Source organism: Psychrobacter sp. TAE2020 (assembly GCF_018919485.1).
Classification (GTDB): domain Bacteria; phylum Pseudomonadota; class Gammaproteobacteria; order Pseudomonadales; family Moraxellaceae; genus Psychrobacter.
Window position 1 is genome coordinate 1,278,805 of record NZ_JAHLMU010000001.1, and the last position, 16,628, is coordinate 1,295,432.

The window sequence follows — 16,628 nt, forward strand, 5'->3', positions numbered from 1 at the left end:
ACTTTATTAAGCTTTATTTCTATAGATTTTCTAACGATCACAATCAGCCATTACGATATCAATAGAAGCCAAATACATAATAGCATCGGATACTAATGAACCATTGATCACTGAAGGCATCTGCTGAATATGCGCAAATGTCGGGGTACGAATACGAGTACGATAGCTCATAGTGGCGCGATCTGAAGTAATATAATAGCTGTTTAAACCCTTAGTGGCCTCAACGATAGTGGCACATTCACCAGCGGGCATCACTGGACCCCAGGATACTGAAATAAAGTGATTAATCAAAGTCTCAATATCATTTAGAGTACGATCTTTCGGTGGGGGTACTGCTAATGGATGATCGGCTTTATAAGGACCTTGCGGCATATTATCCATACATTGACGAATAATACGCAATGATTGACGCATCTCTTCAACTTTAATCATACAGCGATCATAAGCATCACCGTTATAGCCTACTGGTACTTCAAAATCGTAATTTTCATAGCCCATATAGGGACGTGCTTTACGCAAATCAAAATCGACACCAGTAGCACGAAGACCTGCGCCAGTCACCCCCCAAGCCAAGGCTTGTTTGGCATCATATTGAGCCACACCTTGCGTACGACCTTTAAGCACACTATTCTTCAGTGCTGCTTTTACATACTCATCTAAACGTTTTGGCATCCAGTCCAAGAACTCACGGACTAGACGCTGCCAGCCACGCGGTAAATCTGCAGCAGTACCGCCAATACGGAACCACGCCGGATGCATACGATAGCCTGTTACCGCTTCGATTACGTCGTAAGCTTTTTGGCGATCGGTAAACATATAGAATACTGGGGTCATACCACCAGCATCTTGAATAAAAGTACCAACAAATAGCAGGTTGTTAGTGATACGGAAAAACTCACTCATCATCACTCGAATGGTTTCAGCGCGTGCTGGGATGGTAATACCGGCTAACTTTTCCACTGACATGATATACGGCAGCTCATTCATCACCCCGCCTAAGTAATCAATACGGTCGGTGTAAGGAATATAAGAATGCCAAGTCTGCCGCTCAGCCATCTTTTCTGCGCCGCGATGGTGATAGCCAATATCTGGAATACAGTCAATAACTTCTTCACCATCGAGCTGAAGTACTAGTCTAAAGGCACCATGCGCTGAAGGGTGGTTAGGACCGATGTTCAAGAACATAAAGTCTTCATCACGTCCCGAACGTTTCATGCCCCACTCTTCAGGAACGAAACGCAAGTTCTCTTGCTCATACTCTTGCTTGGCCGTATTTAGGAAGTAAGGAGTAAATTCAGTGGCGCGCGCATGATATTCTTTACGCAATGGATGACCTTCCCAATACTTAGGCAGTAAGATACGGGTTAAATGCGGATGGCCAGTAAAGACAATGCCGAACATGTCCCACACTTCACGCTCATACCAATTGGCATTTGGCCAAATGTTAGTAGCGCTAGGCACATTTAAGTCATCTTCACTAAGCGCAACTTTGATCCGTACATCGCTATTACGCTCCAGCGACATCAGGTGATAAAAAACCGTAAAGTCGCTAGCTGGCAAACCTTCACGATGTTGGCGCAAGCGCTCATCCATCGCGGATAAGTCGAACAACATGACATAAGGTTTTGGCAGCTTACGTAAGAATAACAAAATATCTAGTAAATCAGCACGTGCAACCCAGACTGTTGGGATCTCATCAATAGTCTGCTGCACCACAAACTTACCAGCATACTTGTGCCCTAGCTCTTGAATTACTGCAGGTACAGGCTTGATCTTAGGATCTATATTTTCGACTACCGTGACCATGAATGATGTTTTCCTTCATTAATCATAACTGAGTTATTATCACTAAATGATGATAAGCGCCTGCGCCTGTTTATCGTTAACGGCCCAACAAGCCAAGCTATTAAGTTAAATACTGTCTGGACTACGTAGATTTTTTACTGCAATACGATCCGCTTGTTTGCGGTCACGCTCAGCCGTCATTTGCGGCTGATAAATGCCTTGGTCTTTCATATGAATACCTAAAGGGCGACGCTCTTTAGTGATCGATTCTTGTAATAGCATCAAGCCTTGAATCAAGGCTTCTGGACGCGGTGGACAACCAGGTATATAGACATCGACCGGAATGATCTTATCGACGCCTTGTACTACTGAGTAGATATCATACATGCCGCCAGAGTTAGCACAAGCGCCCATAGAAATCACCCATTTAGGCTCTAGCATCTGCTCATAAAGACGTTGAATAACTGGTGCCATTTTGATAAAACAAGTGCCCGCTACGATCATGACATCGGCTTGTCTTGGTGAGGCACGAATAACTTCTGCACCAAAGCGCGATAAATCGTGAACAGCGGTCAAAGTAGTGGCATATTCGACATAACAGCATGAAGTACCGAAGTTGAATGGCCACAACGAGTTCTTACGCCCCCAGTTAGCCGTCGAATGCACTAAATCTTCTAGACGACCCATGAAGACGTTTTTATTCACTTCATCTTCGAGAGGATCACTGACCGTTTCTCTAGTCTCTGCAGGATAAACCTCTGCATCAGGATTGGCTCTGGTTAAGGTATATTTCATAACATTCAACCTTTATATTGGGTGCAACATAGCGTTGAGGTTGCCAGCAAGCTAATCATATTATTGTTGCAAGCATGACCTTCGTAACCAACTATCGACTGAATCACCTACTGTTTGGATACTGAAGAATTTATCATCTAAACCCTTCCTTTAATAGGCAATCAAATCGCAAATATAGTTCTTCTAAAAACTGAGACTAACTACTTATAATAATAAGTAGTATGCTAAGGACTGATACTAAGTATTCTCACGCTGAGCAGATGCTGCAAAATCCACAGAAGTAATATTTCCTGTGATATTAATGTGATCGATGCTTTCTAGATGGCGACGATTAGCTTCAATGTTATTTGATACATTGATCTGTCCTGAAGACTGTGCCGGGATTTTACCAGTAGGGTCGACCATCAATTCTTCAACCCCATCAAACTTGGTAATGCTCGCTAGATTAAAACCGGCAGGTGCGGCATAAAGACGAGCTTTTTTGCGCAGTTTATCAGCAGGTGACCAGTTTAGTGCGCCCAAACTTAGGGCATATATTAAACCAATCAACAGATCAATAATAAAAGTCGCAGCCGCAATAAAACCGGCCCACCCTGTTTCTCGAATTGAGACAGCGTAAGCGTATAAATATAAGGCTTCTAAGTCAAAGATAACGAAAAAGATAGCCACTAAATAAAATTTAGCAGACAAACGGATACGGGCATTGCCAGATCCGACAACACCTGCTTCAAATACGTGTTCTTTTTGTAGGCCATGAGACCGCCCACCTAGCAAACGCGGGACGACTAGCATGAATATAACCAGACCGATAGCGGCTAGAATAAAAGCAACGGCTGACCAATTAAAGGCAGACATGATAATACGTGCTCCTCACCCAAGCGAGTGTTAGGTATAGCGCAAACTAGTACTCAATAAAAGCATAGTTGTACGATATCCATAACGCAAACGAATATACAAAGTACCGTTAATAACTTATTTGTAATGTCAAAATAAGCTATAAAGCACTTTGCTGGTAACGGCCAATTATCAAGGTTATCGACGTTAGCATCAGATACGACCAACTGTAAAAATATCCGACATAGTCACGGATAAAGGCTGGTCATCAAAAACATCTACTAAACGCCTTGAATAAACTTATTAAATCAATATCTCGATTGCTGATTAAACAACAACTTATTTAATTGATTTAATAACTCATTACAAAGGGCCAATAATGGCGTGACAACTGGCATAAACGGTTTACCTACTATACGCATATTGGTGCTCAAAAGCCAGTTTTTCACTGTATCAGGTGGTCACTTTATATGCTACAAAATATGTATCTATAGCGATAAATTATGCTATAGGTTACGCCCTATTTAGATTTTTGCAAGGCCTTAATTTTACTATAAACTCAACTGCAAACCCCCTTGCAAAACCCACAGCGATCAGCATGGCGATGACCGTAAAAACTAAAAGATTAATCCAAATAAAAACAGGCGATTACACTCGATTGGTAACAACACCATTAAGTGCGCAACGTCGCCCAATCAGTGCTGTTGCAGATAGATGATGAACCAAGAAAATATTTATAAGTGCTTGTGATCGACATTTATCTGCAATAAATCTTAATTTACACCTACTTATACTTGCACCGAACAGACAAAAAAACAGGCCGAATAATCGACCTGTCTTTTTATATTATTAATAGATCAGCCATCCGCTGTTGGTTACTGATAATTGACTGCTGCTGCTTCTTGACTTATTGCTAGTTATTGATTAATAACATCAACGCCTTTTGGTGGAGTAAATTTAAACTGACTACTATTAATGCTTGGATTCAGCTTAATATTACTGAATTTGATCGAGGTTGTCTGACCTAAAGTATCATTCAGTACCATCATTACAGGCTTACCACCACTAAAGCTTATCGATAGATTCTTGAAGCTGGCATCGCTAGACTTAGGATAGAGCACGTAGTAGTTCTTATTACTATAAGGTTGAGTGACTTTGAAGCTTTTGTCAATCTTGCTTGGATCTCCAGATAGTAGCAATGCTGGAGTATTGCCCACTTGACTATCGACCGCTTGCTTAGTCGCTTGCTCTAAGTCTTTGTCATAAATCCACATCGAACTACCATTAGCGATGATCAATTGCTGAGAAGGTGATTTAGTCTCCCAGCGAAAATTGTTTGGACGCTGGACGCTCATACTACCTTGAAAAGATCCGCTACTTGCGCCTTTAGTAGTCTGACTGAAGTTAGCTGTCATACTCTTAGTATTAGTCAATAAGGTGTTTAAACGCTTGGCTGCAGTCAAGTTATCAGCAGGGGCTGCATTAGCAGATTGGGTCAAAGCTACCATAGGCGCTGCAACCCCAAGGCTAGTTAAAAGCACCCCAGCTAAAGCACCGCTCATCAGTTTTTGTTTTACCGTAGTTCTGTTAGTAGTGCTAGTATTATTGTTAGTAAATATAGTCATGATCTTTCCTCTCATTATGAATTTCAATATAAATTAATACAGTCATTAAATAGTACAGTCGATCGCTATGATCAAGGGTGTTTATTATTGGTGCTTATCACACTGTGTTATCGCAGTATCATAGTAGAATATTTAACAGCTTCTGATCGATGAGGGACAGTGTGCCAGCTTTTTTATTACGCGCCTAGGCTAGAATTGCAATCAATACTACGCCTGCCATACACGCTTGTAACTAACACAACCAGCTATAATTACTGATAACGGTTGCTGCTATTAATAAGTTTTTATACTTTAATAAAGTATAATTTTTCCTTAAAGTTTAGTCTTAGCCTTACTGTATAAATGCAAAAAGTCCCTATCACCAATCGGTAACAGGGACTTTTTTATTCGCTACGATGATTTATGGACTTGATATAACTCAAGCCTATAGCTCAGTAGCAAAAGGCTTACTAGGCGCTTTCAACCATCACATAACGACGGTTAAACTTACCTTTAGTTGCAAACTTCACTACACCGTCATTCAGTGCAAATAAAGTATGATCGCGGCCCATACCAACGCCTTCACCAGCGTGGAATTCTGTTCCACGTTGGCGAACGATGATGTTACCAGCGACGATGGTTTGACCACCAAAGATTTTTACGCCGAGCATTTTTGGGTTTGAATCACGACCGTTACGTGACGAGCCGGCAGCTTTTTTATGTGCCATGAGAAAATCTCCTTGTTAATGTGACTTATCGCTTATGCGATAACTCTTAAGCTTTTAGTGCGTTATTAATTATTAGTAGGTAACTAACAATAGCTAATTAAGCATTAATCGCTTTGATTTTTAACAAGGTGTACCATTGGCGGTGACCTTGCTCTTTGTGATAATGCTTACGACGGTTGTGTTTGATGATACGGATTTTTTCACCGCGACCATGTTCAATCACTTCCACTTCTACGCTAGCGCCTTCAACGACTGGCTGACCGATTTTGACAGTATCACCATCAACAACCATCAACACGTCTTCAAATTTGATTGTTTCGCCAGTTTCTGCTTTTAGTAGTTCAACCTTTAGCAACTCATCGACGACTACACGGTGCTGTTTACCACCAGTTTTGATTACTGCGTACATAGTCTAACTCCGCTTAACCCGTGTGCCGTGGCTGATATTATACCAACGCTTCGACGACGAACACGACAGGGAAAAATTAAAGGCATGATTTTACGGCTTTTTCACCGTAAAAGCAAGTTTCTTGTCACAGCTTTTACTAGCTAGTACTAAGGCCAATACCTCTATCGCAAATTCCATAAGCAACTGACTTAGCCGTAGCTCTATAACTGCGCCTAATGGCAGTCATTATAGCTTATCCAATCAATAACTTACAATATTGTTTTAACGCTGCATCTATATAGCACTCAGTGAGCATTTGCTAGCGCTAGTAGCTGTTTATATTAGCGCAAAAAAAAACTATTCCATGCCCATAACTTAGCGGTTATTAAAGGATAGCTATTGTTGTGAAGAACGCATTTTAGACAACAATAAAAGCTACTAGCTATGCTATCATGATGGTATTTTGACCTTATCAGTTACACTGACTTACTTTACTCATCAACCACATGATGATTTTTTCACCCAATTAATATGACTATTCTTATGACCAGTACCTCAATAACTGCTTCAGCAACTACTCCTGCCCTGCCTAAGCCAAGCTATGCCGATATCCAAAGCATCGTTGCTGATGATTTTGAGATTATGGATAAGCAAGTGTTTGGTAGTCTTAATTCAAAAGTTCAGCTAGTCATGAACGTCTCCCAGCATGTCATTAATGCTGGTGGTAAACGTATGCGTCCGTTAATCACGCTATTGTGCGCACGTATGCTCCATGACAGACCTTCAGAGCAAGCAATGCACTTAGCCGCTATTACTGAAATGCTGCATACGGCAACTTTAGTTCATGACGATGTGATTGATAAGTCAGGCCAGCGCCGTGGTAAACCTACTGCTAATGCTACTTGGGACAACGCTACTGCCGTGCTAGTAGGTGATTATCTTATTGCTCGCGCCTTTAACTTATTAGTTGGCTTTCAGAGTTTGCCCCTACTGCAACTGTTCTCTGATGGTACTTGCGACATCGCTGAAGGTGAGGTGCTGCAACTGCAACATCAGCATAATCCTCAGGCTACTGAAGACGATTACTTACGCATCATCGACGGCAAAACCTCACGACTATTTATGATGGCTACTCAAGGCGCGGCTATTTTACAAGACCAAACTCAATATTTGCCTGCATTGGCAGATTTTGGTCAGCATTTTGGTAATGCCTTTCAAATTATAGATGATGTGCTGGACTATAGCGGTGACAGTGAGATGATGGGCAAAAACCTCGGTGATGATTTGGCGGAAGGCAAGCCTACCCTACCTACTATTAAAGCCCTTGAGCTATTAAAGAGTAGTGACAACTCAGGCTATGACCAGCTACGTATAGCCGTGCAGACTGGCAAAACGCCTAATGCCGAACAACTGATTGCCTTGGTAAGAAATTCAGGCTCATTGGCTTACTGTACCCAGCGTGCACTTGAAGAGACTCGATTAGCGCAGCAAGCGCTAAGCATTCTTCCAGATAATCGCTATCGCCAAGGGCTATATCAGTTGACTGAACTTGCCAGCTCACGCTTAATATAACCTAGAATTAAAAACTAATTTTACTGGCTGCTATTAGTGATAAAGGTAGTGACTGTTAAAGTCCCTGTTTGAAGGCTTAGGGATTAAACTATCAGTTGCTATCGTAACCCCTGTTAAATTAGTTGCTGGGCAAATATTAGCTCGACTGTTACTATTTCTTAAATCCACGATCTTAAGGCAACAATTTTAAAACTACGAATAGCCTGTAACTAGCAACTAATTACTATTGATTAGTTATTAATGATTAATAGTCATAGATCCTGCCCTAGTAGCAAAGCTATAGGTTGTTAGTCAATAAATCAAATATCATTGCTTGCCTGTAGTATTTTCTCATATGCACATTAACTTATTGCTAAATTGTACATTTTGCTTACAAGCCATATTTTTATGGCTGTTTGTCATTTAATGCGCTGTAAATAAAATTTTATAACAAAAATTAACAATGTTTTAACTATAGCGTTATTTTAAAGTTTTATTTCGAGTTACTTGTGTAACGCTTATACTATCAACGTTTGCTGTAACCAAAAAGTACCCTATAGTTATCTAATGCTATAAACCTACTATTTAGTTGCTTGACTGTAGGGTAAACCCGATAGTTTATAATAGCTGACTAAGTTTATTACTAATCTCTATTAGTTCTCACCTTATTATCTTGCCTTAGTCAATGGGATAACTCCCTGACGCTAACCGTAATCGTAAGAAGTGGCTATTTTTTATTAACACTATGGTTATAGAGATCATGCTTATAAAAGATATTTTTTTAGGCCTTTTATAACTTAGTGTATTAGAAATTATTTTACTACACCCTTTTATTAAAACTGAATACTCCAGAGGACATTGATGAAGCACTCTTATCTTGCGATTGTAATAGCATCTGTACTATCGACAGCGGTACTGATTGGCTGTGACAAAAAAGAGGACGCTGCTGCCGAAGCCGCTCAGCAACAGATGCCGCCTGCCGTCGTCAACGTCCAAACGGTTACTTTTGGCACTATACCTCAAGTACAAACCTTTTCTGGACGCACTACTGCATTTGAAACCGCAGATGTGCGTCCACAAGTAGACGGCATTATTGACGAGATACTATTTCGCGAAGGCAGTAACGTCAAAAAAGGCCAGCCTTTATATCGTATCAATACTGATAACTATGCCACTTCTATCGCTAGCGGTGAAGCTGCCGTTCAGCAAGCACAAGCCAACTATCAGACTGCCTTGGCAAATAATGCCAATGCTAAAGCTGAATTGGCCAGTCGCCAAGCTTCACTGGCACAAGCAATAAACGATTTTCAACGCCTAAAAGGCCTAGTCGAGATCGACGCTATCTCTAAACAGCAGTATGATCAAGCGCAAACCCAAGTTCGTACCGCACAAGCAGCAGTTGCTAGTGCCAATGCAGCAGTAGGTCAGTCTCAAGCTGGCATAGAAAGCTCAAAAGCTGGTATTCAAAGTGCCAGATCAGGTTTGGATGCTAGTACTTTAGATCTCAACCGTACTATCGTACGCTCACCCATTTCCGGTCGTAGTGATCGCTCAACGGCTACCGCAGGCTCATTAGTAAATGCTAGCCAAGCCACTCCCTTAGTAACGATTTCGCGCTTAGATCCTATCTATGTTGATATCAGCCAATCTTCATCTGAATTGTTAAAACTACGTCAACAGATATCTGAAGGTAAAGCGCAAGCAGGGATGAATACTGTTGAGTTAGTGCTAGAAGATGGTAGCGTATATCCAGTAACGGGTAAATTGGCGTTGTCAGAAGCTAAGGTTGATGAATCAACTGGCGCAGTTACTCTACGTGCAATATTCCCTAATACTAATAGCGTGTTATTGCCTGGTATGTATGTTTCAGCACGCTTGATTCAAAGCGTTATTACTAACGCCGCTTTAGTACCTCAAAGTGCAGTTATGCGCTCGACCAAAAGTGAGACGCAAGTCTATATCGTTGATGCTAATAATAAAATTCAAGTACGTCCAGTGACTGTTAATGGCACTTATAAAGGTCAGTGGGTAATTACTGACGGTCTACAGAGTGGCGACCAAGTTGTAGTTATTGGCGGTGCAAAAGTCAAGCCTGAACAAGAAGTGGTGGCTAAGCCTTTAGAAGATCCTAATGCGGCCCCTACCAAACCAGGTGCGCCAGCAGCTAAAGGTCAGGCGGCAAATCAGCCTCCTGCCAAAACACCACAACAAGCAGCAAAAACCATGAATAAGCCAGCTAGTGACACAGCCAAAGCTGATGCCAAACAACCAGCAACCGCTAATTAATTCCATTCAAAGCTAGGAAGACCTAGGGATATACTATGTCACTTTTTTTTATTAACCGACCTATCTTTGCATGGGTATTGGCTATTTTAGTCATGCTTGTCGGGATTATATCGGTCATTAGTCTACCGATTGAGCAGTACCCAGCTATTGCGCCACCGACTATTTCGGTCAGCGCTAGCTACCCTGGTGCTAATGCCAAAACCGTTGAAGACTCAGTAGTACAGGTTATTGAGCAGCGTATGAAGGGCCTTGATAGTTTAATGTATATGAAGTCATCAAGCTCCTCAAATGGCGGCGCTTCAGTGACTTTGTTCTTTGAGAACGGTACTGACGCCGATACTGCGCAAGTACAAGTACAGAATAAACTTCAAGCAGCAATGAGCTCGCTACCTGAATCCGTGCAGCGTCAAGGGGTCAACGTCAACAAGTCCTCTAGTGGCTTTTTGGTAGTACAAGGCTTTGTCTCTGAAGATGGCAGTATGGATCGCGCCGATATCGGCGATTATATCAACTCTAATGTGGTCGATCAGCTTAGCCGTATTGAAGGAGTTGGTGAGGTACAAGCATTCGGTTCCTCTTATGCGATGCGTATCTGGCTTGATCCTGCGCGCTTGCGTAGCTTCAATATGGTACCATCTGACGTCGTTAATGCCGTACGAGCACAGAACGCTCAAGTATCAGCAGGCCAGCTTGGACAAGCACCAGCAAATCTGGACGAGCAAGTTATCAATGCCACGGTTACCGTGCAAAGCTATCTACAAACTCCTGATGAATTCGAAGACATCTTACTCAAGACCGATAGCTCTGGCGCGCAAGTACGCTTAGGTGATGTTGCTAAAGTTGAGATTGGTAGTGAAGACTACGGTGTTATTTCACTTTATAACGGCCAAGATGCTGCAGCCCTTGCCGTGTCTCTAGCCAGTGGCGCTAACGCTCTACAAACCCGTGACTTAGTTAGTGCGCGTATAGCCGAATTAGAAGCAAATTTCCCAGCAGGACTAAAGTCTGTTGTGCCTTATGATACTACGCCGTTCGTACGTTTATCTATTGAACAAGTAGTTATGACTTTGATTGAGGCAATTGTCTTAGTATTTATCGTCATGTTCATCTTCTTACAGAACTGGCGCGCTACAATCATCCCTACTCTTGCTGTACCTATTGTATTATTAGGTACCTTTGCGGTGCTTTATGTCGCCGGCTTTAGTATTAACGTACTAACCATGTTTGCGATGGTGCTATCCATTGGTCTACTGGTCGATGATGCTATTGTGGTAGTAGAGAACGTTGAGCGAATCTTGGAGGAAGACTCTGAGATCTCCATCAAAAACGCTACTATTCAATCGATGGGCGAAATCAGTAAAATCGTTATCGGTATTGCGTTAATCTTATCAGCAGTATTCGTGCCGATGGCCTTCTTTGGTGGCTCAACAGGGGTTATTTATCGCCAGTTTGCGATCACTCTAATCACTAGTATGGTGTTGTCAGCATTAGTAGCGCTTATCTTTACCCCAGCGCTTTGTGTGACTTTACTCAAACGTAGTAAAAGTCATGAAAAAGGCAATAGTGAAAATCAGAAAGGTTTCTTTGGTTGGTTTAACCGCAGCTTCTCTAAAGTAAGTCTTCGTTATGAGAAGCTCGTTGGTAATAGCTTCCGTTTTAAATGGTTATATCTAATCGCTTATGCAGTCATCATTGGTATTATGGCGGTAGTGTTCTTACGTATTCCCGGCTCCTTCTTACCTGAAGAAGACCAAGGGATTATGTTTACTTTAGTCCAGCTACCAGCAGGGTCTACGCTCGATCAGACCCAAGGTGTCCTCGATAAGGTTAGTGATTATTATACTAATCAAGAACCCGATAACGTCGCTTCAGCCTTTACTATCGCCGGCTTTAGTTTCGTTGGACAAGGCCAGAACGTTGGTCTAGCATTTGTTAAGCTTAATGATTGGGCGGATCGTGAAGGCGATGACAATGCGGTAAAAGCAATTTCTGATCGTGCCAACGGTTACTTCTTTAGCCAAATCAATGAAGCGACTGTCTTTACCATTATACCGCCAGCAATTAGTGGCCTTGGTAATGCTAGTGGCTTTGATTTAATGCTACAAGATTCCGGTAACTTAGGGCATGAAGAATTACTTGCAGCCCGTAACATGTTGCTAGGAATGGCTGCTCAGAATGATCAAGTAGCCGGTGTACGCCCAAATGGACAAGAAGATGCACCGCAGCTCAAGGTCGATATTAACCAAGAACAAGCTGCTGCTTATGGTTTATCGCTTGGCAGTATCAATAGTGTGATCTCCACAGCTTGGGGCTCAAGCTATATTAATGACTTCGTCGATCGTGGTCGTATCAAACGAGTCTTTATTCAGGGCCAGCCTGAAAGCCGTACTAATCCTACTGATATAGGTAAGTGGTATGTGCGCAATGACAGTAATGAGATGATTTCATTTGACGCTTTCTCTAGTAGTCGCTGGGAGAATGGTTCCCCGAACTTAACCCGTTATAACAGCTTACCTTCAATGAATATTCAAGGTAACGCTGGTGAAGGTCTAAGTACGGGCGATGCTATGAATGCTATGGAAGCTATGGTGGACAAACTGCCCGAAGGTATCAGCTTTGAGTGGACTGGTTTATCACTTGAGGAGCAAAAGTCAGGGGCTCAAGCACCGATGCTCTACGCTATCTCTATTTTAGTGGTATTCCTATGTTTGGCGGCCTTGTATGAGAGCTGGTCTATTCCATTCTCAGTACTACTAGTCATCCCACTTGGCGTATTAGGAGCGGCATTATTTACTTGGCTACGAGACTTTGATAATGATGTTTACTTGCAGGTTGGCTTACTGACAGTAGTCGGGCTATCTGCCAAGAATGCCATCTTGATTATTGAGTTTGCCAAAGATCACCAAGAGGAAGGCTATAGCCTTAAAGATGCAGTCATGCTGGCCGCAAGACAACGTTTGCGACCTATTATTATGACCTCACTTGCCTTCGGTATTGGTGTTGTGCCATTATTCCTAGCCAATGGCGCAGGTTCTGGTAGCCAGAACGCTATTGGTACTAGTGTCCTTGGCGGAGTAGTTAGTGCTACCTTGCTTGGTATCTTCTTTATTCCTATGTTCTATATTTGGGTACGTAGTATGTTCCCTTATATGAACAATGAAGCCCATGAAGTAGCGGGTAGCCCTAAAGGTAACGGCAGCGCTGACAATAGCGGTGATGATGGTGACGATGACCAACCTACGCCACCAACTGACAATACGCCAATGCCACCAACTGACAATACGCCGGACCCAACTCCCTCTGAGAGTTATCAGCCTGCAAGTTTTGGAGATAATACCAAATGAGTTCTCAAATCATTCTTACGCCTAACTCAACCTCTACGCCAGTAGTTACTACGGCTCAACGCTCAGTGATAGGTGTACGATTTAACTCGTTATCTGCTGCTCGCACTCGCAAAAATGCTACTCGACTCTTAAGCTTAAGCGCCCTAGCCCTTAGTATGGCTGCGTGTAACACTATTCCAAAAGCCGATATGCGTCCGGTGCTTGTTGAGCCTAATCTACCTATTGAGCAAGCTTACGGTGCCTTTGATCGTCAGACCGTAAGCACTGCTGAACAACCTAGTGTTGCTGGTCAGCGCTGGCAAGATTTCTATAGTGATGAGCGCCTAAAAGGCCTGATTGCTTTAGGATTACAGAATAACAAGGACTTTGAAAGTGCGCGCTTGGCTATTGAAAAAGCCCGAGCACAATATCAAATTACTGATATTCGTGATTTACCAACAATTGATGGCACAGCAGGCTATTCACGCCGACGTCAGGGTAGTGCATTAGGTAGTAGCACTGGTGACAGTTTTAATGTCAATTTGGGTCTAGCAAACTATGAGCTAGACTTTTGGGGCAAGATTGCTAGTCTAAAAGATCAAGCTCTACAGAACTTTTTGGCAACTAGTGCGGCTAAAGACTCAACGCAGATCAGCTTAATCAGTAATATTGCTCAAAGCTACGCTAATCTTAGTTACAGCTTAGCGCAGCTCAAGTTAGCTGAAGCGACCGTTGAGAGTCGTGAACGTTCTTTATTCATTGCTAATAAGCGTTTTGAGGCCGGTATTGATCCTAAGCTGCCTACTCTGCAATCTAGCGCCTCACTTGAGAATGCTAGGCTGGCAGTACTACGTGCCCAGAGCAGTATTCTAAGAGCACGTAATGCTTTGCAGTTTTTAATTGGCACGCCTATTCCAACCAATCTAATTCCAGCTCCAGCGATTAGCAATATTACTAATCATGAAATCTTTAATGCAGGTCTACCTAGTGAGCTCCTGCGTTATCGTCCTGATTTGCTACAAGCGGAGTACAACCTAAAAGCGGCTGGTGCTAACATAGAAGTGGCGCGTGCGGCTTACTACCCTTCTATAAGTTTGGCTAGTAGTGTTGGTCTTGGCAGTAGCAGCTTAGATAACTTATTCAAAAGCGGCGCTGTTGGCTGGTCATTCGGTCCTAATATTAGTGTGCCTATTTTTGATGCTGGCCGTTTAGATGCCAATTATGATGTAGCAAAAATAGAGCGTGCGCAGACCCTAGCTAATTATGAACGCTCTATTCAGACAGCCTTCCGTGAAGTGTCAGATGTGCTAGCAACGCGGGCAACGCTTGGTGAACAGCTTGCTGCGCAATATCGCTTGCAAGATAACTTTGACCAAACCTTTGTAATCGCTGATGCACGCTTTAAGGCGGGTATCTCTAACTATCTGGATGTTCTAGACGCTCAGCGCTCGTTGTTCTCCACGCAGCAAGGTATTCTAGATTTAGAACTACAAAAAATCATCAGTCAAATAGAGCTTTACCAAGTGCTTGGTGGTGGTGCCAACCTTGCAGTTCCAGTGGCTATTCCAGTAGCGCAATATACTAACTTATCAAGTATCGCCAACTTGAATAAAAACAGTGCTGAAGCTCAAGCAGCTTATGCCATTAATGCTGCCAGCTCACCACGAATAGCTTCTCTATCAGAAGCCATCGCTATCAAGCAATCAAAAACACCAGCAACGGCTACTTTTGATCCAAAGGCTATAGTCGATATTAATAACGATGGCAAAGCTGATGCTGCGGTTGGTACCGTGATTCAAGAGACCCCAGTTGAGCAAGTGCCAGTATCACAGATTATTGAGCCTTAAAGGTTGGCCAACATAGCTTACTACTAGTAATAGCTATGTATTGATATTTTGCAACTGGCCCTACCGCTTTGGTGGGGTTTTTTGCTTTTATAATTAGCTTTTACTTATAGCAATCTTATTAATAACTACATATTCACAGTGATATCATAGCCAAGCATAAAGCCATTAATCAACAAAACATTTAATAAACACCGCTTTTTATAACTAGCATTAATAGTGGCTTGTTCAATAACAGCCAGCTAATAAAAACCCTCTAATAAACTATCATTAGGACTCATTATGACTTATACCTTTAATCGCCAGTTCCCTGCTACCCGCTTACGTCGTCTTCGTTATAACGATAACGTGCGAGCGATGATTCGTGAAGTTGAGCTGCATCCTAAGCACTTTATCGCTCCAGTATTCGTAATAGAAGGCCACAACCAACGCCAAGCTATTGCCAGTATGCCAGGTGTTGAACGCTTATCTATTGATTTGCTGATCAAGCATGCCAAAGCCTTATTAGCTGAAGGGGTAACGACTATAGATATCTTTCCAGTTATAGATAATAGCTTAAAGACTGCTGATGGTCGTGCCGCTTATGACGAAAATGGCTTGAGCGCAAGAGCGGTCAAAGCGGTCAAAGATGCCGTACCAGAAATGGTAGTTATGACTGACGTGGCGCTAGATCCTTATACTTCACATGGTCAAGATGGTCTACTCGATGATAGTGGCTATGTGGTCAATGATGAGACGGTGGAAGTGCTAGTGCAGCAAGCTTTAGTCCATGCTCGTGCTGGTGCTGATATCATCTCTCCTAGCGACATGATGGATGGCCGTATCAAAGCCATGCGCGATGCCTTTGAAGCAGAAGGTTTCGTCAATACTGCTATCATGGCCTACTCAGCTAAATACGCCTCGGCTTATTATGGCCCGTTCCGTGATGCGGTTGGTAGTGCTGGCAACCTAAAAGGTGGCCATAAAAAGCAGTATCAAATGGATTTTGGCAACCGTGCTGAAGCTTTGCATGAAGTAGCTATGGATATTGCTGAGGGCGCAGATATGGTGATGATCAAGCCAGGTCAGCCGTATTTAGACTTGATTCGAGAAGTCAAAAATACTTTTGGTGTGCCCACTTTTGCCTATCAAGTCTCTGGTGAATATGCGATGCATATGGCTGCTATTCAAAACGGTTGGTTAACCGAAGCGGTGATTTTAGAATCATTAATTGGCTTCCGCCGCGCTGGTGCTGATGGCATCTTGACTTATTTTGCTCTTGAAGCCGCTCGTCAATTGAATAACGCTTAAATTCATTATTTATAACAATTTAACTTAGTTGCTATTGCACCAACTGACACCGTTCAGTTGGTGCATTTTAACTGGCTGTATTTTAAAAAGCGCTCAGACTATTACCTACACTCAGCTAATTGGTTAGCCGTTAGTTTCTATGTTAACTGTTCAAAAAAGCTGCAAAAGCTACACAGTCCTGCAAATCGGCTCATTATCTA

General features: G+C 42.5%; 11 protein-coding genes. 5 read left to right on the plus strand and 6 right to left on the minus strand.

Annotated features, from left to right (window positions below):
- Nucleotides 1–30 precede the first annotated feature (30 nt).
- From nuoC to rplU, 6 genes are all read right to left on the minus strand, one after another.
- Nucleotides 31–1,806, minus strand: a complete 1,776-nt coding sequence (nuoC, locus tag KPY62_RS05080) for an NADH-quinone oxidoreductase subunit C/D (RefSeq protein WP_216581094.1) — start codon at nt 1,804–1,806, stop codon at nt 31–33.
- A 105-nt stretch (nt 1,807–1,911) separates the two neighbouring features.
- Complete coding sequence (locus KPY62_RS05085; RefSeq protein ID WP_216581095.1) at nt 1,912–2,580, minus strand: NuoB/complex I 20 kDa subunit family protein; 669 nt, start codon at nt 2,578–2,580, stop codon at nt 1,912–1,914.
- A 237-nt stretch (nt 2,581–2,817) separates the two neighbouring features.
- The gene (gene ndhC / locus KPY62_RS05090) at nt 2,818–3,435 is read right to left on the minus strand and encodes an NADH-quinone oxidoreductase subunit A (RefSeq protein WP_216581096.1); all 618 of its coding nucleotides are present in this window, start codon (nt 3,433–3,435) and stop codon (nt 2,818–2,820) included.
- An 896-nt stretch (nt 3,436–4,331) separates the two neighbouring features.
- Entirely contained in the window at nt 4,332–5,039 is a 708-nt protein-coding gene (gene lolA / locus KPY62_RS05095) for an outer membrane lipoprotein chaperone LolA (protein WP_216581097.1), read from the minus strand.
- Between the two features lie 449 nt (nt 5,040–5,488).
- Nucleotides 5,489–5,746 carry a 50S ribosomal protein L27 gene (rpmA, locus tag KPY62_RS05100; RefSeq protein ID WP_193011160.1) on the minus strand — a complete coding sequence of 86 codons (258 nt, stop codon included), beginning with the start codon at nt 5,744–5,746 and terminating at the stop codon, nt 5,489–5,491.
- 97 nt (nt 5,747–5,843) lie between these two features.
- On the minus strand, nt 5,844–6,155 hold the full coding sequence (rplU, locus tag KPY62_RS05105) for a 50S ribosomal protein L21 (RefSeq protein ID WP_201623194.1): 312 nt from the start codon (nt 6,153–6,155) through the stop codon (nt 5,844–5,846).
- Between the two features lie 522 nt (nt 6,156–6,677).
- Here rplU and KPY62_RS05110 point away from each other — a divergent pair.
- The 5 genes from KPY62_RS05110 to hemB all read left to right on the plus strand — a co-directional run bounded on the left by KPY62_RS05110 (nt 6,678) and on the right by hemB (nt 16,428).
- Nucleotides 6,678–7,706 carry a polyprenyl synthetase family protein gene (locus KPY62_RS05110; protein WP_216581098.1) on the plus strand — a complete coding sequence of 343 codons (1,029 nt, stop codon included), beginning with the start codon at nt 6,678–6,680 and terminating at the stop codon, nt 7,704–7,706.
- Between the two features lie 840 nt (nt 7,707–8,546).
- The gene (locus tag KPY62_RS05115) at nt 8,547–9,971 is read left to right on the plus strand and encodes an efflux RND transporter periplasmic adaptor subunit (RefSeq protein WP_216581099.1); all 1,425 of its coding nucleotides are present in this window, start codon (nt 8,547–8,549) and stop codon (nt 9,969–9,971) included.
- Between the two features lie 35 nt (nt 9,972–10,006).
- Entirely contained in the window at nt 10,007–13,315 is a 3,309-nt protein-coding gene (locus KPY62_RS05120; RefSeq protein WP_216581100.1) for an efflux RND transporter permease subunit, read from the plus strand.
- Nucleotides 13,312–15,141: an efflux transporter outer membrane subunit gene (locus KPY62_RS05125; RefSeq protein ID WP_216581101.1), complete on the plus strand. Its 1,830-nt coding sequence runs from the start codon at nt 13,312–13,314 to the stop codon at nt 15,139–15,141. Before KPY62_RS05120 ends, KPY62_RS05125 begins: the two co-directional genes overlap by 4 nt.
- A gap of 279 nt (nt 15,142–15,420) precedes the next feature.
- Nucleotides 15,421–16,428 carry a porphobilinogen synthase gene (gene hemB / locus KPY62_RS05130; protein ID WP_216581102.1) on the plus strand — a complete coding sequence of 336 codons (1,008 nt, stop codon included), beginning with the start codon at nt 15,421–15,423 and terminating at the stop codon, nt 16,426–16,428.
- The last annotated feature ends 200 nt before the right edge of the window (nt 16,429–16,628 follow it).